We start from the raw sequence: 21122 nt of genomic DNA, 5'->3' as shown, positions 1-21122 counted from the left end.
AATGCAGAGGGATACCGATGGGTCTTCGCGTCGAGTACGGTATTTCGGTGAGCCTGGTCGGAACGGTGCTGAAGTACATGACCATTCCGCTTCTCGCACCCCTTGTCACTGCGCTCATCTATGGGGAACGCGTGCTCCCGTTCGCCATCACGATCGTGATAGCGATCGTCGCGGGGACCCTTCTCGAACGACTGCATCCGGAGCCGAAACTCGGCCACCGTGAGGGGTTCCTGTTCGTGGCGCTCACGTGGCTCGCCGTTCCGATACTGGGGATGATTCCCTATCTCGTTGCCGGCCAGGGGACGATCGGTCATCCCGTCGATGCCCTTTTCGAAAGCATGAGCGGCTTCACGACGACCGGCGCGACGGTACTCGCCGATATTTCGTTCGAAACGCATTCCCGCTCGGTGTTGCTGTGGCGGCAGTTTACCCAGTGGCTCGGCGGCTTGGGAATCATCGTTCTAATGGTCGCAATTCTGCCCCAACTTTCGGTCGGCGGGGCGCAAGTGATGGAAGAGGAGGCACCCGGATTCAGCATCGAGAAGTTGACGCCCGGCATTCAAGAGACCGCACGGGCGCTGTGGAAGATCTATATCGGATTTACGGTGCTCGCGATCGCCCTCTATTACGGGTGGAATCTCGCCGGATTCGCCCCCGAAATGACGTTCTACAATGCGGTCGCTCACGCCATCACCACGATGCCAACGGGCGGATTTTCGCCCGAGGCGCGGAGTATCGAAGCGTTCAGCCCGGTAATACAGTGGACGATCATGCCGTTTATGCTCATCGCGGGGACGAACTTCGCCCTCTTTTGGTACGCGTTCCACGGGAAGCCGGGACGCCTCGTCGAAAACACGGAGTTCAGGTCCTACGTGAGCACGGTTACCGTCGCCGGTGGCGTCCTCTTTTTGCTTCTGGTCACCGGTGCCGGGGTCACGGAGGTCGCGGTCCCCGTCGGATCGCTCACCGGCGAGTTCGAGTCGGCGGCCAGACACGCGCTCTTTCAATCGCTGTCGTTCATCACGACGACCGGGTACGCCAGTCTCGATTTCAACGCGTGGAGCCCCGCAACACAGACCGTGCTCCTGTTTATGATGTTTTTCGGAGGATCGGTCGGATCCGCCGCCGGATCGATAAAGATCATCCGGTGGTACGTGATCCAGCGCTTCGTTCGTCGTGAACTCTACACGACCGTTCACCCTGATGCGGTCGTTCCGATCCGTACCTCGACCGAGGTCCTCGACGAGGAGACGATCCGCGGACTCCTCGCGTTCACGTTCCTGTTTCTCGTCCTGTTCGCGGTCTCCACGGTATTGCTCTATTTCGATTCGCTCCGGGCCGGCCCGTCGCTCTCGACGCTAGAGGCGATGAGCACGACGATGGCGACGCTCGGAAACATCGGTCCGGGATTCGGGACGGTCGGCCCGATGAATAATTATCTCCCGTTCTCGAATACGGCGAAACTGTACATGGTCTTCCTGATGTGGATCGGTCGATTGGAGATCCTGTCGGTGCTGATCATCCTCACGCCGACGTACTGGTGGCAGTAACTGGTCGCTGTCGCGCTCGACCGCTCGTCGCTCGCCGGAACGCATCGCTACGACGCGGAGGTGTCGGGACCGTCGTCTGTTGGCACCGATTCGACCCGCTTGCCGGTCTCCATCGGGATGACCGTCCGATCGGCGTCCACCCACTCGCGCTCGAGTTCAGCGCCCTCGGACAGTCGGTCGAGAAAGACCGCCAGGCCGGCGACTTCGGAGTGGGGCTGGTTGGTGACGCCGACGTTCCAGTCGGCTTCTTCGTAGACATCGAACGAGACCTTTTCGGAGCCGACGACGAGGAGTAGCGGCTCGCCGTCGTCCCGGTGGGCCTCGCGGATATCGCCCTCGACATCTTGGACGCGTTGGCCGTACATCGTGAGGTGGACGACTTGCCCCTCCCAGTTGCGGAGTAGGGAGTGGGGTGAATCCGTCAGTTCGGCCGTGAAAGGGCCGCCGAAGCGGTCCGTGATGTCGTCGACGGTTTCTTTCGACTGGCCGGCGTTGTCGGAGAACCAGACGCGGTCGGCACCGAGCGCGCGGGCGGTCAATCCCACGTGGGTCGTCATTCGGTCGTCCCGGCCGGGACGGTGGCCGAGTCGGAGGACGGCGACCCCCGGGCCGTTCGAAGCGTCGTCGTGCATGCTCGTATGCNGTATGCAGTTCCGGACCGGGTTAGGGGGTTTCGCTTTCGAATCGGCCCGTGCACGGCCAGCGATCGTCGGTGAACTACTTTGAGACTCGATGGCGATACACGCGCATGGACAAAATCAACGACGCCGCGCTCGAGTGGGACGAGTACGATCACGGAGCCACGGCCTTCCGGCGAAAAGAACTCTCGAACGCCGTCGGCGCGAGTGAACTCGGCTGTAGCCTCTACGAACTGCCGCCGGGAATGCGCTCGTGGCCCTACCACTATCACACGGCGAACGAGGAGGCGTTGTACGTGCTGGCAGGAGCGGGACGACTCCGCTGTACCGACGGCGAACAATCGCTGACCGCGGGCGATTACGTGACGCTTCCGGCCGACGAACGGGGCGGCCACCGCGTCGTCAACGATGGCGACGACCCGCTTCGCTATCTGGCACTGTCGACGATGAACGAGCCTGACGTGACGGTATACCCCGAGATGAACAAATTCGGCGTCTTCGTCGGTTCGCCGCCGGGTGGACGGGGCGAGCGGTCGTTTCACGGCTACTACCGAATCGACGACGAAACGGAGTACTGGGACCCCTAACGCGATCCGAAGCGATCGATATTAGTTAGCACGCGACTAGTAGACGGTATGCCCAACGAACCGAACGACGAGCGGTGGTCGTCGATCACGGGCGGTTTCGTCGTTCCGATTGCCGGTCTGCTGGCGCTGTTGTTCGCCGTGATGGCCGGAATGAGCGTCCAACCGGCTCTCTCCGGATCGCCGTCGGATCTGGCGACGCCGATCATTTTCGCCGGCGTTGCGCTGCTGTGTTTCCGGGTGAGACAACGAGGGCTCGCGGCTCGAGCGGACGACTGAGACGCGCCGTCGCGCTCGGGCAGGCCCGCGTCACTGCCGTTTGGCCTGCTCGAGCGAGAAGAAAAACCCGTAGTAGGCGATGACACCCGAGAGCATGAACATGTAGTATGCCCACGTGGGCGCGTCCAGGAAGACGAACTCGAAGAGGAAGCTCACGAGTCCGACCCAGACGACGGCGAACAGCAGGTCGTAGACCATTCCGGTCCCGTTCTCCGTGACGTGTTCGCGCAGCCGATCGGCGACGCTCATGAGCGGACTCCTCTCGACTGGATGACTGCTGTGCGTATCATGTCGAAATAGTGTGTGATCGATTGACTGCTGTCGTGTGTCCGATTCAGTCGTCCTCGACGTGGTCGACGACCAGCACGGGAACGTGCGTCGAGCGGAGCACGCGTTCGGTAACGCTACCGAGCAATGCTCGTCGGACGCCCGACCGGCCGTGGCTCCCGATCACGATCAGGTCGATGTCGTTGTCCTCGGCGTAGTCCGCGATCATTCGATGTGGCTGGCCGCCGGCGTGGCGCTCGTAAGCGGTCAGCCCGGCCGCTTCGGCCGCGTCCGTGACGTAGCCGGTCGCCGCCTCGGCGTCCTCGCGCAACTCCGTCATCTCCCTGAACTCGCCCTGTCGAATGCGGTCGACCTGTTCGGTGCCGAGTCCGTAGGCGATCGCGTCGGTGTCGGCGACGAACAGCGAGTGAACCTCCGCGTCGTACTGCGTGGCGATATCGATCGCCTGTTCAACCGCCGCCTGTGCGACCGTGCTCCCGTCGGTCGGAACGAGTATACGCTCGTACATGATCAGTCGTCCGCGGGCGCGTTAGCATTGCCGTTCTTTTCGGCGACGATGTCCGCCGCGGTCTTGTCGCTCGGCATCGGTTCGGGGCTGTGACACTGCCGGACCATCTGTTTGGTCTCGAGCGGCGGTTCGGTGGTCGCGAGCGAGACGACGATCGTGATCGCGAACACGATCGGCGTGCCGATGAGCGCCGAGCCGATAGCCGGCATCCAGGTCGTAAGCGCCTCGATACCCCAGCCGGAGCCGAAGTGGCCCTCGTTGAACATCGGGATGAGCCAGATGATCAGGCCGGAGATCATCCCGGCGAGCGCGCCCGGTCGGTTGGTGTTCTCCCACCAGAGACCGAGGAAGAACATCGGGAACAGCACGATGGCGGCCAGCGAGAACGCGAACGAGACCAGCGCGGCGATCGATGCCGACGGGTCAAGCGCGAAGATGATCGTGAGCGCCCCGATCAGGATGATGCTCAAGCGACCGACGAGGACCTGCTGGCGCTGGGTCGCGTCCTCGTTGATGATGTTCGCGTAGATGTCGTGGGAGATCGCCGACGAGGCGGCGATGAACAACCCGGCCGTCGTCGCGACTGCTGCGGCGATACCGCCGGCGGCGACGAAGCCGACGAACCACTCGGGTAATCCCGCCAGCTGGGTCGCCAACACGACGAGCACGTCGCCGGCCGCGCCGGTCATGCCCGGATCGCCGTAGACGGGACCGATCTGGTCACCGTACAGCGCGGTTCCGAACGCGGCGAAGGCGGGTGCGCTCAGGTACAGCAGCGCGATGAAGAACAGCCCCCAGGTACACGACCAGCGGGCGACCCGTTCGTTCTCGACCGTGTAGAACCGGACCAGCACGTGCGGGAGCCCGCACGTGCCGAAGACGAGGCTGAAACACGTCGCGATCCACAGGTAGTAGCTCCCCTCCGCAAACGGTTCGGAGAACTCGCTTGAGAGGCTGTCGATCATCATGCCGTACTCGAGCTGCGGTAACAGCGTGGAGAACCCGGCAGACCAGCCGGTAACCAGCAGTCCGAGCAGGAACGCGCTGATGAGGATGACGTACTGCAGGACCATGTTTTTGGTCGCGCCGAGCATCCCCGACAGCGACAGGTACGCGACGGTGATGACCATGAAGATCACCATCATCGTCTGGTAGCCGGTCAGCACGCCGCCGGTGATCTCCGACCAGTCGCCGAGAATGTACATTCCGACGAGCCCCATCCCGCGGGCCTGCCCGAGCGCGTAGACGAACCCGATCAGGAACGTGGTGACGGCTGCGAGCGCGCGTGCCGTATCGGAGTTGAATCGGTCGCCGACGAAGTCCGGCGCGGTGTACTTTCCGAACCGCCGCATCTGGGCGGCCATGAAGATCAGCAGGACGAAGTAGCCGGTCGTCCAGCCGACGACGAACGCCAGGCCGTAGACGCCCGAGACGGCGACGGTAGCCGCCACCCCGAGATACGTCGCGGCCGACATCCAGTTGGCCCCGATCGCCATTCCGTTCTCGATATTCCCGATCGAACGGCCGGCGACCCACATATCGTCCGTGTTCGCGGCCTTGAACATGAAGCCGGCCACGATGAACAACAGCATCATGCCGATGACGATGATCGATGGCACCAGCTTGAACGAAATATCGAGCCCTTCCGGAAGCAACGCTTCGTCCGATTGCAGCGGAACCGTCTGTAGTGCACCGACCGCAGAATCCGCCAGCAGCGGGATACTGCCACTCATTCGCCGATCCCCCCATCAGCCGCGGCCGCGTCGTCCGCAACGGTCTCGGTCATCTCCGGTTCGGCAACGTCCTGTGAGATGCCGTACTTTTCGTCGATCTGATCGCGCTTTCGCGCGTACCAGACCGAGAGGACGAGTGCCGCCCCCGGTCCGACGACCGCAAGCAGGAAGTAGTGCAACGGAAAGCCGATTACCGGTATCTGCGTCGTCATAATCTCGGGTGCGAGACGCGTCGCCGTAATCGGGGCAAATGTCGTCAGGACCCAAATCGTGAAGCCAATCCATATGATGCGGAGATGATCCCGCATAAATGGGGTCGCCGGCTTCAACAAGTTGATTTCGACGTCCATATAGTCGATCTGCTGTTCGCGCTCGACGTCGGTCATCCCCCCGTCAGTCGCAATGTCTTTACTCCCGTTCCTCGCGTCATGAGTGTTTTCATCTGGCATGGGTATCTGTGTCGTGTCGCGTCTGCGTCTTGTTTCAGTCCGAATGAATCGGTGGAAACGAACTGATTCAGTCCGTTTCGACCTGCGCTGCGATGTCGTCGACGACCTCGGGGTTCCGAAGCGTCGACGTATTTCCGAGTTCGTTTCCGCTCGCGATGTCTTCCAAGAGTCGGCGCATGATCTTGCCCGAACGCGTCTTCGGGAGTTCGGGCGTGAAGACCACGTCTTCGGGTTTCGCGATGGGGCCGATGGAGTCGAGCACTGCGTCCATAGCCCGTTCTTCGAGTTCAGCGTCGCCCTCGTAGTCGTCCTCGGGAATGGCGTAGACGTAGACGGCTTCGCCTTTGACCTCGTGGTCGCCGCCGACGACGGCGGCTTCGGCGATGCCGTCGACGCCGACGACGGCGGATTCGATCTCCATCGTGCCGAGGCGGTGGCCGGAGACGTTAATCACGTCGTCGACGCGGCCGAGGATCGTGATGTAGCCGTCGTCGTCGATCTTGGCCCCGTCCTCGGGGAAGTAGACCCATTCGTCGGCGTCTTCGTCGGAGTACTCCTGCCAGTACTCGGAGAGGAACCGCTCGTCGTTGTTGTACAGCGTCCGGAGCATGCCGGGCCACGGTTTGTTGACGGTGACGTAGCCGGCCTGGCCGGCGTCGACCTCCTCGCCTTGTGCGTCGACGACGCGGGCGTCGACGCCCGGCAGCGGCGGCCCCGCGGAGCCGGGTTTCATGGTGTTGACGCCCGGCAGCGTCGTGATCATCATCCCGCCGGTTTCGGTCTGCCACCAGGTGTCGACGATCGGGCACTCCTCGTCGCCGATGTGTTTGTAGTACCACTTCCAGGCGCGCGGGTTGATCGGTTCGCCGACGGTGCCGAGCAGGCGCAGCGACGAGAGGTCGTGTTGCTCGGGGTAGTCGCTGCCCCACTTCATGAACGCCCGGATCGCGGTCGGCGCGGTGTAGAAGACGTCGACGCCCTCGCGTTCGACGATCTCCCAGAGGCGGTCCTTGTCGGGATAGTCCGGCGTCCCCTCGTACATCACCGACGTGGTCCCGAGCGCGAGCGGCCCGTAGACGATGTAGGAGTGACCCGTGATCCAGCCGATGTCGGCCGAACACCAGTAGGTGTCCTCGGGTTCGAGGTCGAGCACGGCGCGGCTGGTCCAGGCCGTGTAGGCGAGGTAGCCGCCGGTCGTGTGTTTCACCCCCTTCGGCTGCCCCGTCGTTCCCGAGGTGTACATCAGGAACAGCATGTCCTCGGCGTCCCGCGAGACGGGCTCGACCGACTCGCCGTCGTACTCGGCGACGAGTTCGTCGTAGTCGCGCTGGTTGTCGGCGAGCGAGTGGTCGAGGTCGTCGCCCAGTCGGTCGACCACGACGACGTCGGAGACCTCGTGGTCGACGCCCTCGAGGCCCTCGTTGGTCTTCGAGAGGTGATCGAGCGCGTCCCCGCGGCGGTAGTAGCCGTCGCAGGTGACCAGGTACTCGCTGTCGGCCGAGTTCATTCGCGTCGCGAGCGCGTCCGCGGAGAAGCCGGCGAAGACGACGCTGTGGGGTGCCCCGAGCCGGGCGCAGGCGAGCATCGCGATCGGCAACTCCGGAATCATCGGCAGGTAGAGCGTGACGACGTCGTCTTCCTCGACGCCGAGACCGCGAAGCGTCGCGGCGAACGTCTCTACCTCCTCGAGCAACTCGCCGTAGGTGTAGCTGCGGGTCTCCCCGAGTTCGCCTTCCCACTTGATCGCCTCGCGATCGGCCGCGCCGTCCTCGACGTGCCGGTCGAGGCAGTTGTACGAGGCGTTGAGTTCGCCGCCGGTGAACCACTCGTAGAACGGTTCGTTTCCGTCGTCGAGGACGGTATCGTACGACTCGTCCCACGAGAGGAGATCGGCGGCCCGCTCCCAGCACTCGGGCCAGTTCTCCTCGAACTCGTCGTAGATCCCCGGATCCGTAACGTTAGCCTGCTCGACGAACGACTCGGGCGGTTCGAACGCCTCCTGCTCCGCGAGCCGCGCCTCGAGCGTGGCATCCTCCTGTGACATGATACAAACTATCAATGCGGGACAGCCATAGTAAAGCCAGCCTCTAGGTGTACAAACCAACGCGGCCGGTTTTGCGGACGAGTCGCTACGGTCGCCGCCCGAACTGACCACAACCGGCGAGATTACGCGGCCAGAATCGCCAATCGATCGAACGAGTAACCACCGTCTGAACCGCGCTGTCCGGCCGATAGCCGATCCACCCTAGAAGCCTAGTCGATTGCTGCGGTCACTCGTGCCGTTCGGTTTCCGACGGATCGTCGAAGAACGTCCGCAACAGTTCGTGTTGGCCCTTTCGCAGATGATTGTGTAGCGTCGGCGAGGAGATCCCCATCGCGTCCGCCACCTCCTCGGCCGTGCTCTCCCTGGGCCAATCGTAGTACCCCCCGAAGTACGCGGCTCGCAACGCTGCAACCTGTCTGTCGGTCAATCGATCCTCGAGTCCCTCCCTGAACTCGCGGGCCGTCTGAACGGCTCGCTCGGCCTCGCGCTTGCCGATCAGCGATGACTCCGGAAACACCGACTGCAGCCCCTCGAGGATCGTCCGCAGGTCTGCCTCGGCCGCACACTCGGCCGTGATCGTCGTCGTTCCGTCGGCGGTAACCGCCTCGCGAACGGTTACGCCGTACTCGGTCAGCGTCCGCGTCGGCGACGAGCCCTCGACGACGACTTCGATGCGCCACCCGTCCGGTTCAGTCTCTAGGAGGCGACAGTCTTCGATTCCCGGATCGGCCGCCGCCAGGTCGAACACGTCGGCGGGCGGCGCGTCCGCGAGCCGAAGATAGTACAACTGCGTCGACTCCGAGATCGGCACCAGCGAATCGAGTTCGAACCGGCAGCCACACTGGCGGGAGGCCTCGACGAAGAACGAACTCGCGTCCTGGCAACGGATGTCGACCTCGACGACGCGGTCCGAGAGCAGCAGGTTCCGCCGCCGAACGGCGGTGATCGCGTAGCCGGTCTGCCGACCGATCGTCGCAAGCCACCGTCGCTCACCCTCCGTAAACGCGTCCTCGCGGGTCGTCCCGACGCCGAGCGTGCCGTAGGTCGTATCGCCGTAGGTCAGCGGGACGCCGGCGAGTTCAGTGCCGGCGAACTCCTCGACGGATTGATCGACGACCGTCGTCGCGATCGGCGCGTCGGAATCGGACCCCCCTGACTCCGCTTCCTCGCTGTCAGCCGGAGCCCTGTCTCCGTCTCCGGTGCCTATTCCCCACTCTGCCGGCACGAGGCGATCGATCACCGCCGCATCGACGCCGCTCGTCGTCCGCCACCCGTCGCTCTCGGCCGTCGCCGTCGTCCGGTCGATCCAACTGAACTCGTAGGGCTGACCGTCCGCGAGCGCGCGACAGGCCGCCGCTTCGACCGCTTCGTGGTCGCTCGCATCGAGTAGCCCCCGTGTCACCGCCCGGTACCGGCGAGCAACCGCTGCCCGGCGCTCGAGGGCGGTACGCTCCGACCGGACCGCCTCGAGTTCGTCGTGGTGGGTCGAAATGTCCCGGACGAAGACGGCGTAGCCGTCGTGTCGACCCCGCTCGTCGCGCAGCGGCGAGACGACTTCGGTCGCACGAACGCGGGAGCCGTCCCGGTGAACGCGCCACCCTTCCTGTTCGATGCCGGACTCTTCCAGCGCGGTCGCGAGCGTCCGCTCGGGGACGCCGTCTTCGACCGCCTCGTCGGTGTAGAAGGCGGAGACGTGCGTGCCGACGATCTCGCCGGCCCGATAGCCGAACAGGGCGGCGGCACTCCGATTCCACCGTTCGACGTACCCCTCCTCGTCGAGTCGGACGAGGGCGTACCGGTCGCTCGCGGCCAACAGTAACCGGACGACGCTGTCGTCGCTCATCGGTCGTCCGGAGCGGGCGTTCGACGCTCCGAGTCGCGGTGACGACGGGCGTTCGACGGCGTCGAACGCCTCGACGAGTTCGGAATCGGTCGGCGTCGGGAAGTAGGATTCGAGCGTCTCGAAGCTCTGCCAGCCGCCGGCGGCCTTGACGGCGCGCGGATTGATGTCGCGGTCGACGAGCGCTCGGCGCGCGAAGTATCGGCGCAGATCGCTCGAGGAAACGTCGGCGAGGGCCGGCTGATCGAACCGTTCGCTCGCCCGCGTCGCCACCTCGGCGACGAGCATCTGCAACCGCCGGGCCGTCACGTCGAAAATCCGGTCGTCGGCTCCCAGCCCGTTGCTCCGGGCGTACCGACGCGCCTCCTGCTCGACCCGCGTCGGGAGGTACGCAGTGTGGCCGGTCCCCTCCCGATCACCGACGGCGGGAACGCGAACCACGTATCGCGGCGGATCGATCCGCACCTGCTCGATGTCGCCGACGGTGAGCGCGGCGAGTTCAGCCGGGCGGAGACCGACTTCGCCACAGCAGCGCACGACGAGTCCCTCCCGGTAGGTTTCCGCGGCGTCGAGGATGAACTCGTACTGGCGGGGCGAGAGTGGGGCCGTGTCGGCTGCCTCCGCAGTCATGTTTCGCGCTTTGAGCTGAGAGGAATATAATTGTATCGGCTATACTCGCCGTATTCAGGCAGTACCTGGAGCGAGTGCGATTCGACCCCTTATTCCATTTCGCTGTATTTGAAATCGCGAAACTCAGGATCGGTCTCGTTCGCTCTGGATTTCGCCGACGATTTCCGGGTTCCGGAGCGCGCTCGTGTCGCCCAGTTCTTCGCCGTTTGCGATGTCCTCCAGGAGGCGGCGCATGATCTTGCCCGAACGCGTCTTCGGGAGTTCGGGCGTGAAGACGACCGCTTCGGGGGTTGCGATCGGTCCGATTGCATCCGCGACGCTCTCGAGGATTCGCTCGCGGAGGCCGTCACTGGGGTCGCCTGCGGCGGAGACGTACGCGTAGATTTCGGTGCCGCGGCGCTCGCTCGATCGGCCGACGACGGCCGTCTCGGCGACGCCGTCGACCTCGGCGATTGCGCTCTCGATCTCCATCGTGCTCAGGCGCTGGCTGGCGACGTTGATCACGTCGTCGACGCGCCCCAGCACGGTGACGTAGCCGTCGTCGTCGACGGAAGCGGTATCGCCGCTGAAGTACCACCAGTCGTCGGCGTCGGGGTCGGAGAATCGGTCCCAGTACTCGGCTCGGTAGCGCTCGTCGCCGTCGTACAGCGTCCGCGCCATGGCGGGCCACGGGCGGGGAATCGTGAGATAGCCCGCCTTTCCGGGATCGACCTCGTTGCCGTCTTCATCGACGACTGCGACTTCGATTCCGGGGAGCGGCGGTCCCGCAGCCCCGGGTTTCATCGGATCGACGCCCGGCAGTGTCGAGACCATGATCGCCCCGGTTTCGGTCTGCCACCAGGTGTCGACGATCGGACACTCCCCGTCGCCGATGTGTTCGTAGTACCAGCGCCAGGGCCGCGGACTGATCGGTTCGCCGACGCTCCCGAGGAGCCGTAACGACGAGAGATCGTGGCGGTCGGGATACTCCGTCCCCCACTTCATGAACGCGCGAACCGCCGTCGGAGCGGTATAGAAGATGTCGACCGCGTTCCGGTCGATGATCTCCCAGAGCCGATCCCGGTCGGGATAGTCCGGCGTCCCCTCGTACATCACCGTCGTCGTCCCGAGTGCGAGCGGTCCGTAGACGATGTAGGAGTGACCCGTGATCCAGCCGATGTCGGCCGCACACCAGTAGGTATCCGCCGGCTGGATGTCGAGGACGGATCGAGCGGTCCAGGCGATCTGTGCGAGATAGCCGCCGGTCGAATGGACGACCCCTTTCGGATCGCCCGTCGTCCCCGACGTGTACATCAGGAACAGCATGTCCTCGGCGTCTCGCGAAACCGGCTCGACGCTTGCACCCGCAAACTCCGCACAGAGGTCGTGATAGTCCCATTCGTCGTCGCCGAGGACGTGTGGAAGCTCCTCGCCCAGGCGATCGACGACGACCGTCTCGACGTCCTGCTCGACCGCGAGTCGGGCGTTGTCCGCCTTGCTTTTCTGGTTGAACGCATCACCGCGGCGGTAGTAGCCGTCGCAGGTAACCAGATACTCGCTGTCGGCCGCGTCCATCCGCGTCGCGAGCGCATCGGCCGAGAGCCCCGCGAAGACGACGCTGTGGGGTGCGCCGATCCGAGCGCAGGCGAGCATCGCGATCGGCAACTCCGGGATCATCGGCAGATAGATCGTCACCACGTCATCGGCCTCGACCCCAAGCTCTCGGAGCGCTGCGGCGAACTCGTTGACCGCGACGAAGAGATCCTGGTAGGTGTAGGTCTCGCGCTCGCCGCGCTTTCCCTCCCAGCGGATTGCGGCGTGGTTCTTCCGGCCAGCCTCGAGATGCCGGTCGATGCAGTTGTACGAGGCGTTGAGTTCGCCGCCGGTGAACCACCGGTAGAACGGCGCGTTGCTGTCATCGAGGACAGTGTCGTATGCCTCGTCCCACGAGAGCAGGTCGGCAGCCCGCTCCCAGCACGCGGGCCATGCATCCTCGAACTGGGCGTCGAGTGGCTCATCGTCGGCCGCGTTCGTAACCGTGGCTTGCTCGACGAACGACGTGGGCGGGTCGTGTGGCGACCCGGTGGGCTCGGGACGGTTCCGTCCCCACCCGTTCCGATCGTCCATATCTCGTTCGGACCGAAGTCGGTCAACGGAATAAACGTTCCTCCGTCGGAAAGGCGGACGGCGACGCGACTAGTTCGACCGAACCGGTTCGGCATCGTCTTCAACGACGAGCACCGGCCGATCCGCAAAGCGGACGACGGCATCCACGGTACTTCCGAGTAGTGCCCGTTTGAGTTCTGAACTCCCGCGAGCGCCCACGACGATCGCCCCCGCGTCGCGCTCGCTCGCAACCGCGAGAATCTCCTCGTGTGGCACGCCAGAGCGAATCTCCGTCTCGACCGGCACGCCGGCTGCAGTCGCTTCGTCCGCGAGTTCAGCGAGCGCGGACTCGGCCGCCGCGCTCCGTTTGCGCTCGCGTTCGTCGGGGTCGACGATGGCGTTGTCGTACTCGGTGCGCGATTCGAGAACGGCGAGCCCGTACACGGCCGCATCCAGTTCGGTTGCGAGGGAGACGGCGTGACGGGTGGCCCTCGTTGCGGCGTCGCTGCCGTCCGTCGCGACGAGAAGTGAGTCGTACATACCGGCCCGTATGCGGTCCTCGGTGAAAGAGGTGAACCCGGATTCGGTATCGACAGCGCGTCCGGTGGTCAGTCCTGTTTTGGCATCGTCGAAAACCGGGTCGGCGTCTTCATGTCCGCGCGGTCTCCCGGTGGCGGTGCGACGGTGGAGTATCGGGCGACGCCGCGCGAAGTTCGTTCGTCGCCTGAACCGGAACCGAGATCCGTACTGAGATCCGGATCGAGAAGGCCGTCATCGGTATCGGTATCGTCACCACCAGTCCCGTCGCCGTCGCTCTCGTCGCCCCCGTCCTCCCCATCATCGTCTCCCACACCGACATCGACGCCGGCCGCAGCGAGTCGCTCCTGTAACCCCTCGATATCCTCGGTAAACGACGCCAATCGCTCGCCCACCGCCGACCCGAGTTCGTCTTCGATGAACTCGAGTGCGTCGCTGTCGGTATCGGTGTCAGTGTCGTCAGCAGCGTCCGCGTCGTCAGCTGCAGCGGCTGTAGCGTCGCTCTCGGATGTGTCTTCGCTCCGGTCGCCATCGCCGTCGGTGTCGCCGTCTGCATGAATCGCCGCCTGCAGTTCACCGACCGCGTCGTCCAGCGTCTCCGCATCCGAACGCTCGTCGAGCCGTGCGAGCCGCAACAGGCGCTCGAGATCCTCGACGTGCGCCGGGTCGCCGTGTGTGATCGCCTCCGGGAGCGTCTCCGGCTCCGTTCCATCCGGCAGCGTCCCCAGACCGATCGCCTCGAGTAGCTCCCGCGGGTCGGTCGACGCGAGCAGGTCGCTGGCATCGGCCGCAGCCGCCGTCACCGTCGACCCAGTCGGGGAATCGTCGCCGTCGACCAGCGACCCCGCCTGGGCATCGGCCGTCTCGAGTATCTCGGTCACCCGCGTCCGGAGGTCGGTGGTGTCACTCATGATTCTCACCCGGTCTGTGTGGGGTACTCGGGTGCGAGCGTCGTGAACGTTTCCCGGCCAGTTCCGGGTTGGGGTTGGATTTCCACCGGAACTCGGTAGTCCACAACGGGACCACGCTGTCCTCGATACCAGGAGATGGGAGTCCGGCTTCGGTATTCAGCATCGACCGGCATACCGTCTCTTGTAAGCAGCACATAGTGCAAGAGGGGAGAAGCTTTCACGACTTGAATGGTCGATATGTATGTGGCGCGCAGTTCTGAAGAATTCGAGACCCGAAGGGGTACCCTGGATTTAAAGCTCGAAATTACTTCCTTGAGCTGTATTTTGTGATGGTATTAATCGGGGTTATTTGGTATAGTCTCTACCGTAGCACAGGCAAGAATGACCAGTATCGCAGCGAGTGTAGTCGACAACCCAATCCGTCTACCGTACCGGCGTATACGGACAGCCAGTGGGCAGTACGCACCCGTAGTTGCCGAACCGAGTGCTTCGCTTTTCGGGCGTATTCCGGCTGAACGAGTCAGGTCATCAACCACTGTTGTTCGATTACTTACTCGGTATCACTCCCGCCTTCACCGCCATCACCGTCGTCACTATCGCCATCGCCCTCCTCACTCTCACCGTCCGTCTCATCGGCATCCCCGTCTTCTCCGCCTCCATCACCGTCCGCCCCATCGCCCTCCTCGTCAGCCACCGTTTCGATAATCTCGTCCGTCATCTCCTCACGGCTGAGATTCGCCTTGACGCCGACTTCCTTGGCAACGGACTGGAGATCCTGGTACGACATCACGCCCAGGAAGTCCACCAACGTCTCCCGTCGAAGGTTCTCTAGATCCTCCGGTGCCTGCTCGAGTTCAGTCTCGGCGTCGGTGGCTTCGTCACCCTCGTCATCAGTCCCGGCCTCCTCGTCACTGCTCTCATCGTCCGCTTTCTCCTCCTCTCCTTCCCCTTCCTGCGCCGGCTCGGTTTCTGAACTCGTCTCGAAAACGCCCTCGAGACCGGTACCCTCGGTGACGTTCTGGGCGATCGACTCGACCGAGTCGCGCGCATTGCTATCGTCGAGCGCCGTCACGAATCCGGTCCGAATCGCCGTGACGAGTTCAGCGAGGAGTTGTTTGAGTGTGAGGCTGTCGGCTGCCGTTTTTGCGTCTCCGTTCCCGTCTTCACCTTCGTCTTCGCCTTCGCCTTCGGCCGCATCCGACCCTGACTCGAACGCACTCGAGAGCGTGTCGTGAATTTCGCCACCGACGGAGGCACCGATGGTTCGCCCGAGTTGCTCACCGAACCGACGGCCGACGGAGGCACCGATTTCGCTGGCGTCGATTCCGTCCTCGATGGAACCGCCGTCGATGAGGTCGGCGACGTCGAGTTGTTCGGTGACTTCCTCGGCGACGAGCTCCCGGAGCCCGGTGTCCTCACTCACGGGCCTCACCTCGATTCGCGGGGAGGGGTTGCTGGCGGTGTCGTTGGTGGTTGTATCGCTGCTGAAGGGCCTGAGAGCAGGGATCGAGGTGGGACTGGTGGGTGCGGTTATTCATCCTCTGTATCGGTGTCTTCGCCGTCGTCACTCTCGGCGTCACTGGTCTCGTTCGAGTCGGTTGTGTCGGTGTCCCCGTCTCCATCTTCGTCTTCGTCTTCATCGTCGCCCGAATCGTCGTTACCTCCGTTACGCTCCACGTCATCGGCCTCCTCCCCGCCGTCTCCGCTCTCTGCGTCTCCGTCACCCTCCTCGGCGTCATCGGTGTCTTCAGTATCCGCAGTGTCAGCCTCGCCTTCGGCCGCTTCTTCCGACCCCTCGTCTTCGCTTCGGTTGAGAATCTCCTCGAGTGAGAGTTCGCCGATCGTCCGCCCGAGACTCGCACCGAGCTTGCGTCCGACAATCGCCCCGAGTAACGCGCCAAGCGCCTCTCCCAACGGTTTGTCGTCGTCGATCTCGTCCTCCCACTCCGTCCCTTCGAGCAGTTCGTGAAGATCGACGTTCTCGGCGATCTTTTCGTAGTCGATCCGTTCCGTTACCGAGTTTGCGTCCGTGTCTGTGTCCGTGTCCATGTTCGTGTCAGAATCAGACTCTGAATCTGTCTCAGCGCTCATACTTAGGCCTCCGGCTGTGCGTCGGCGTTCGAAGATTCCTGTCCGCTCGATTCCTCACTACCCGTCTCCGCCCGTTCGACCAGTTGCTTGATGACCTCGCGGACGACCGTCGCGATGAGTTCCTCGACCGGCAGACCGGGGAGCAACCCGACCGCCTTCTGTTTCGCCGCGTCTCCCGCCGACGAAAGCGAACTCGTGATCGGGGCGAGCGGCCCGGTATCCGTCGCGGTATCGTCGCTTTCATCGCCGTCTTCCGCGTCGGAGTCGTCGCCCTCGTCGTTGTCACCGTCTTCGGCCTGGGCATCCTCGTCTTCACCCTCGGCTCCGTCGCTCTCGCCGTTATCACCGTCTTCGGCCGCAGCCTCCTCGTCTTCACCCTCGGATTCGTCGCCCTCAGGTTCCTGCTCGCCGTCCGCACCGCTTCGAAGTCCGCCGAGCAACGACTTCACCCTGCCCAGCAGCGCCCCCGGGAGCGATTTGAGCCAGTCGAGCGCGGTACCCGGAGCGGATTTCAGCCAGTTGATCGGCTTTCCAAGCGCCGACTGTACCATGTTCACCGGCTTTTTGAGCAGCGACGTGACCTTGTCCAACAGCGCCGCTGGGCCGTCCAACAGCCCGGTCACGCTCGAAAGCAGATTACCGAGTAAGTTGTTCTCGCCCGGCCGGGCCGACACGTCGAGCGTGACCGGATTCAGATTGACCTCGAGCCCGAGTAAATCGAGAAACAGGCCGTCGAGATCCAGGTGGAGGACGCCGCTCGCCTCGTCGTCCTGGTAGACGTCTTCGGCGTCCTCGACGTGGGCGCTGGTCGGCTCCTCGCGTTCGGCGTCGCCCTCCTCGTCTTCTCCCTCACCCTCGTCACTCTCGTCGCTCTCCGAACCGTCCTCGGCCCCGCCGGCCTCGGATTCGTCACCGGCCTCCTCGTTCCCGTCCTCAGCTTCGGTCCGTTGCTCCTGGTCCTCGTCGGCCGCTTCGCCGTCGTCGGAGGTCCCGCTCTCGTCTTCGGCCTGGGCATCCTCGTCCCTCTCCTCGCCACCATCAGTTACGAACCGTCCGGTATTCATCGACCCGAACTCATCTCCGTCTCCGGCTCCGCCGCTCTCCCACACGCGCGTCTCACCTCTGGAGCCGGCCTGTTTACTGGTGTCGCCGCTGTCTGTCCCATCTATCATTATCTGGAACAATACACGAGAAACAGCGCTGTGGTAATTTCCCTTGCGTGTGCACCCGTTTTGGCCGATCCGTGGGTTTCTCTCCGCCATCGGTACCGCGATCGTGACAGTCGCCGCTGAGAACCGGTGACCGGAACCGCCGAGTTCACCGCGGCGACGGCGGGACGAAACCGGTCGGCGGGCGCTGCACTCGCCTACTCGCGAGTGCCGGCGGCGAACTCGAGGAACCGGTCGAACGCCCCGCTCTCGGGATGGACGTGAGCGTAGGTGCCGAGCGAGTGATACGCCACGAGCCCGTCGTGGTCGCCGTCGATCCCCGATCCGCGGACCGTTTCGAAGGCGAAGCGCGCGTCCGAGTCGACGGTCGCGCTCGAGTAGTGGAACTCGTGGCCACGGATCGTCTCGCCCGCGCGGGCGGTCAGCGTGTCGTCGATCGCCTCGAGTTCGACGTGGTCGAGCGACTGGTAGCGATCGTGCATGGTTACGTCCGCGGGCAGGATGCCGGCCATCTCGTGGGTCGTCCCGGTCCCGGGTTCTCGCTCGGCGTCGTCTTCGCCAGTCGTGGTCAGCGACTGGCTCATCGCCATCAGGCCGCCGCACTCGCCGAAGACGGGTAGTCCCTCGCTCGCCCGCGCCCCGAGTTCGGCGAGCGTCCCCGCGGATTCGAGTGCAGCGGCGTGCAATTCGGGATAGCCGCCGGGGAGGTAGACGCCGTCGCAGTCCGGCACGGGATCGCCGGCGACCGGCGAGAACGTCACGAGGTCGGCGCGGTCGCGGAGCCGTTCGATCGTCGCGGGGTATCGAAAGCAAAAGGCCCGATCGCTGGCCACGGCGATCGTCGCATCGACGGCGGTCGGATCAACGCGCTCGCGCTCGGGCGCGGTCGGTTCGCGGGCGGCCGCGAGCAATCGGTCGGTCTCCAGGGTCTCGGCGGCCTCCCGGAGCGCCGCGCGCGGGAGCGCCGACTCCGACCCCATCTCGAGCCCGAGGTGGCGGTCGGGAATTTCGAGCGCCTCGTTCGGCGGAATCCGCCCGAAGAACTCGAGGTCATCCGGGAGCGCCTCGCGAACGCCCCGTTCGTGGCGGCCGCCGTGGGCGCGCTGGGCGATGATCCCCGCCACGTCGATGTCGCGGCCGATTTCGGCGGCGTACTCGCGAAAGCCGAGCGCGGTCGCCGCCACGCTTTCCATGCCCGCTTTGGCGTCGACGACGAGAACGACCGGCAGGTCGAGTTCAGCGGCGACCATCGCCGAACTCGAGGCGTCGCCGTCGTACAGCCCCATTACGCCCTCGACGACGCAGATGTCCGGGGTTGGGGTCGAGGGTTCGGTTGCGGTGCCAGCGCGTGCGCCGTCGGCGAGACCGGCGCGAGCGTAGTTCCGTCGGAGCCCGTCGGCCCCGCAGAGCCACAGGTCGAGCGTTCGCGAGGGACGACCCGCGACCGCCTCGTGGTGGCTCGGGTCGATGAAGTCCGGCCCCGCCTTCGCCGGTTGCACCTCGCGGCCCGCATCCGAGAGCGCCTGTATCGTCGCCAGCGTCGCGACCGTCTTGCCGACGCCGGAGCTGACGCCGCCGAGCACGAGCCCCTTCATCGAACTCGGCCCCAAACCCAGTCTCGGCCCCGGTTCCGTCCCGCATAGGTACTGCTGTACGCCGCGATTCCGCTCGGTCGCGAACGACGGTCTGCCATTGTGGTTGTCTTCGCGCAACTCTACTTGAACTCGTCGGTGGGAGGGGAGATTCGACGGCGACCGTTCGCCCGAGCGACGTGGCACGTCGGTACCGGCGACGAACTTAACGGCCTGAATCGGCTACACCGTGTTCCGGGTGCGACTATGACAGACGACCACGACAGCGAGACTGCAACCGAGACCGAGATCGGCGATCACCTCCGCGAGGCGCTTCGCCACCTCGATGCGGCGCAGGAAGGCGACCTCCGGAAGACGAACGCCGTCGCTCTCGAAGAGGTCTCACGGACGATCACGTCGGTGTTGCGAGAGTACGAACAGGACGGCCACCCCGGCCGTTCCGACGACGGCGAGTAGCTGCACCGTCTGGTCAGTGGCAACAATCGGTGTAGCGGAGCGGACATCAACACGTCTTTGAGCGCGCTCGCGCGTTATCCGGTGAGTTCACGATGACGGGGGAAGACACAGCAGGGGGGAAAGCGGGCGCGGACGACATCGAGTACGGTATCGACGACCAGCCGCCGCTCGGCGAGTCGGCCGTGCTCGGCGTCCAGCACTATCTGACGATGGTCGGCGCGAACATCGCCGTGCCGCTGTTTCTGGCGGATGCAATGGGGATGCCGGATCCACTGTGGCCGCAGTTCATCGGGACCTTCTTCGTCGTCTCGGGAATCGCGACACTCGCCCAGACGACGTTCGGCAACCGGTACCCAATTGTCCAGGGCGCGCCGTTCTCGATGCTCGCACCCGCGCTCGCCATTATCGGCGTCGTCACCGCCGGCGGCGCGGGCGGGGACTGGCAGGCCGCACTGGTGCAGCTACAGGGTGCGATCATCCTCGCCGCGGTCGTCCAGGTCGCGATGGGGTACTTCGGCTTGGTCGGGAAACTCCAGCGGTACCTCTCGCCGGTCGCCATCGCGCCCACCATCGCCCTGATCGGGCTGGCGCTGTTCGACGCCGACCAGATCACGTCGCCGGAGCAGAGTTGGTGGCTCCTCGGGCTCACGCTCGGGCTCATCCTGCTGTTCTCGCAGTACCTCGATCTCAAACACCGGGCGTTCAGATTGTATCCGGTCATCCTGGCAATCGGCATCTCATGGATCGTCGCCGCGGCGCTGTCGGCGGCCGGCGTCCTCGGCAGCGGCCACCCCGGCTTCGTCCCGCTGGGCGACGTTACTAACACGTCGCTCGTCCTGCCGATCCGGCCGTTCCAGTGGGGTACCCCCGAGGTTACGACCGCGTTCGTCATCGGCATGTTCGCCGGCGTGCTCGCTTCGATCGTCGAAAGCATCGGCGACTACTACGCCGTCGCGAACCTGACCGGTGCCGCCGCACCCAGCGAGAAGCGGATCAACCACGGCATCGGCATGGAGGGCCTGATGAACGTCTTCTCGGGCATCATGGGTACCGGCGGCTCGACCTCCTACTCCGAGAACATCGGCGCGATCGGCCTCACCGGCGTCGCCTCGCGCTACGTCGTTCAGCTCGGGGCTGTCATCATGCTGCTCGTCGGCTTCATCGGCTACTTCGGTCAGCTCATCGCGACCATTCCCGACCCCATCATCGGCGGCCTCTTCATCGCCATGTTCGCCCAGATCGTCGCCGTCGGCATCGGGAACCTCAAACACGTCGACCTCGACTCCTCGCGCAACGTCTTCGTCGTCGGCTTCGCCCTCTTCGTCGGACTCGCGATTCCGTCGTACATGGGCAACTTCGAGAGCACGATCACCTTCCGCGAGGCCGTCGGCCTCGCTGGCGCGATCGACCCGCTACTCAGCGCTGACGTCATCGCCGGCACCGTCCTCGTACCCGTTATCGAGGGCGCGGCCATCGCCGTGGTCGACACGATCTACATTATCGGCTCAACTGGCATGGCCATCGGTGGCCTCGCCGCGCTCGTCCTCGACAACACAATTCCGGGGACCCGTACCGAGCGCGGCCTCGCTGAACTCGATCGGCTGACCGAGGACGAAACCGAGTTCAACACGTTCTGGGACCGCTGGATCGGCGGGAGCGAGTCGCAGGCGGACTGAATCGCCGTCGAGAACGCTCCGCTGTCGTCCTGTCGACCGCCGAAGCGCCGGCTCACGGTATC

General features: G+C 64.6%; 19 protein-coding genes. 5 read left to right on the top strand and 14 right to left on the bottom strand.

All coding sequences use genetic code 11. The annotated features are described in order from the left end of the window. Window positions 1-17: 17 nt before the first annotated feature. Entirely contained in the window at window positions 18-1550 is a 1533-nt protein-coding gene (locus C481_RS12360) for a TrkH family potassium uptake protein (RefSeq protein ID WP_006109560.1), read from the top strand. Between the two features lie 47 nt (window positions 1551-1597). Here the strand turns inward: C481_RS12360 and C481_RS12355 are convergent, their stop codons facing one another. Further along, the gene (locus C481_RS12355) at window positions 1598-2182 is read right to left on the bottom strand and encodes a tRNA (cytidine(56)-2'-O)-methyltransferase (protein WP_006109559.1); all 585 of its coding nucleotides are present in this window, start codon (window positions 2180-2182) and stop codon (window positions 1598-1600) included. A gap of 116 nt (window positions 2183-2298) precedes the next feature. On the opposite strand from C481_RS12355, the gene C481_RS12350 reads away from it, so the two are divergent. Both C481_RS12350 and C481_RS12345 read left to right on the top strand, forming a co-directional pair. After that, window positions 2299-2775 (top strand): cupin domain-containing protein, encoded by a 477-nt coding sequence (locus C481_RS12350; RefSeq protein ID WP_006109558.1) that lies wholly within the window; start codon window positions 2299-2301, stop codon window positions 2773-2775. A 48-nt stretch (window positions 2776-2823) separates the two neighbouring features. Continuing rightward, the gene (locus tag C481_RS12345; protein ID WP_006109557.1) at window positions 2824-3051 is read left to right on the top strand and encodes a hypothetical protein; all 228 of its coding nucleotides are present in this window, start codon (window positions 2824-2826) and stop codon (window positions 3049-3051) included. Window positions 3052-3081: 30 nt separating this feature from the next. Here the strand turns inward: C481_RS12345 and C481_RS12340 are convergent, their stop codons facing one another. From C481_RS12340 to C481_RS12280, 13 genes are all read right to left on the bottom strand, one after another. Beyond that, window positions 3082-3300, bottom strand: a complete 219-nt coding sequence (locus C481_RS12340) for a hypothetical protein (RefSeq protein ID WP_006109556.1) — start codon at window positions 3298-3300, stop codon at window positions 3082-3084. 85 nt (window positions 3301-3385) lie between these two features. Continuing rightward, complete coding sequence (locus C481_RS12335; RefSeq protein ID WP_006109555.1) at window positions 3386-3847, bottom strand: universal stress protein; 462 nt, start codon at window positions 3845-3847, stop codon at window positions 3386-3388. Window positions 3848-3849: 2 nt separating this feature from the next. Next, complete coding sequence (locus C481_RS12330; RefSeq protein ID WP_006109554.1) at window positions 3850-5580, bottom strand: sodium:solute symporter family transporter; 1731 nt, start codon at window positions 5578-5580, stop codon at window positions 3850-3852. Continuing rightward, on the bottom strand, window positions 5577-6029 hold the full coding sequence (locus tag C481_RS12325) for a DUF4212 domain-containing protein (protein WP_049904626.1): 453 nt from the start codon (window positions 6027-6029) through the stop codon (window positions 5577-5579). Before C481_RS12325 ends, C481_RS12330 begins: the two co-directional genes overlap by 4 nt. A gap of 67 nt (window positions 6030-6096) precedes the next feature. Continuing rightward, window positions 6097-8073, bottom strand: a complete 1977-nt coding sequence (gene acs / locus C481_RS12320; protein ID WP_006109552.1) for an acetate--CoA ligase — start codon at window positions 8071-8073, stop codon at window positions 6097-6099. Window positions 8074-8299: 226 nt separating this feature from the next. After that, the gene (locus C481_RS12315; RefSeq protein WP_006109551.1) at window positions 8300-10543 is read right to left on the bottom strand and encodes a bacterio-opsin activator domain-containing protein; all 2244 of its coding nucleotides are present in this window, start codon (window positions 10541-10543) and stop codon (window positions 8300-8302) included. 123 nt (window positions 10544-10666) lie between these two features. Continuing rightward, a complete protein-coding gene (gene acs / locus C481_RS12310; protein WP_006109550.1) occupies window positions 10667-12649 on the bottom strand; it encodes an acetate--CoA ligase in 1983 nt (660 codons plus the stop codon). 69 nt (window positions 12650-12718) lie between these two features. After that, window positions 12719-13168, bottom strand: coding sequence for a universal stress protein (locus C481_RS12305; protein WP_006109549.1), 450 nt, complete (start codon window positions 13166-13168; stop codon window positions 12719-12721). A 68-nt stretch (window positions 13169-13236) separates the two neighbouring features. After that, a complete protein-coding gene (locus C481_RS12300; protein ID WP_006109548.1) occupies window positions 13237-14076 on the bottom strand; it encodes a hypothetical protein in 840 nt (279 codons plus the stop codon). Window positions 14077-14626: 550 nt separating this feature from the next. Next, the gene (locus C481_RS12295) at window positions 14627-15499 is read right to left on the bottom strand and encodes a hypothetical protein (protein WP_006109547.1); all 873 of its coding nucleotides are present in this window, start codon (window positions 15497-15499) and stop codon (window positions 14627-14629) included. A gap of 107 nt (window positions 15500-15606) precedes the next feature. Further along, a complete protein-coding gene (locus C481_RS12290; RefSeq protein ID WP_083860915.1) occupies window positions 15607-16167 on the bottom strand; it encodes a hypothetical protein in 561 nt (186 codons plus the stop codon). A 2-nt stretch (window positions 16168-16169) separates the two neighbouring features. Further along, window positions 16170-17339 (bottom strand): hypothetical protein, encoded by a 1170-nt coding sequence (locus C481_RS12285; protein WP_152422179.1) that lies wholly within the window; start codon window positions 17337-17339, stop codon window positions 16170-16172. Window positions 17340-17533: 194 nt separating this feature from the next. Continuing rightward, a complete protein-coding gene (locus tag C481_RS12280; protein WP_006109544.1) occupies window positions 17534-18931 on the bottom strand; it encodes a cobyrinic acid a,c-diamide synthase in 1398 nt (465 codons plus the stop codon). 243 nt (window positions 18932-19174) lie between these two features. Here C481_RS12280 and C481_RS12275 point away from each other — a divergent pair, with 243 nt between their 5' ends. Both C481_RS12275 and C481_RS12270 read left to right on the top strand, forming a co-directional pair. Continuing rightward, window positions 19175-19384: a hypothetical protein gene (locus C481_RS12275; RefSeq protein ID WP_049904648.1), complete on the top strand. Its 210-nt coding sequence runs from the start codon at window positions 19175-19177 to the stop codon at window positions 19382-19384. Between the two features lie 92 nt (window positions 19385-19476). Next, complete coding sequence (locus tag C481_RS12270; RefSeq protein WP_006109542.1) at window positions 19477-21060, top strand: uracil-xanthine permease family protein; 1584 nt, start codon at window positions 19477-19479, stop codon at window positions 21058-21060. Window positions 21061-21122: the final 62 nt, after the last annotated feature.

It is taken from the genome of Natrialba asiatica DSM 12278, from assembly GCF_000337555.1.
GTDB lineage: Archaea > Halobacteriota > Halobacteria > Halobacteriales > Natrialbaceae > Natrialba > Natrialba asiatica.
This window is presented reverse-complemented; position numbering and strand designations above follow the sequence as displayed.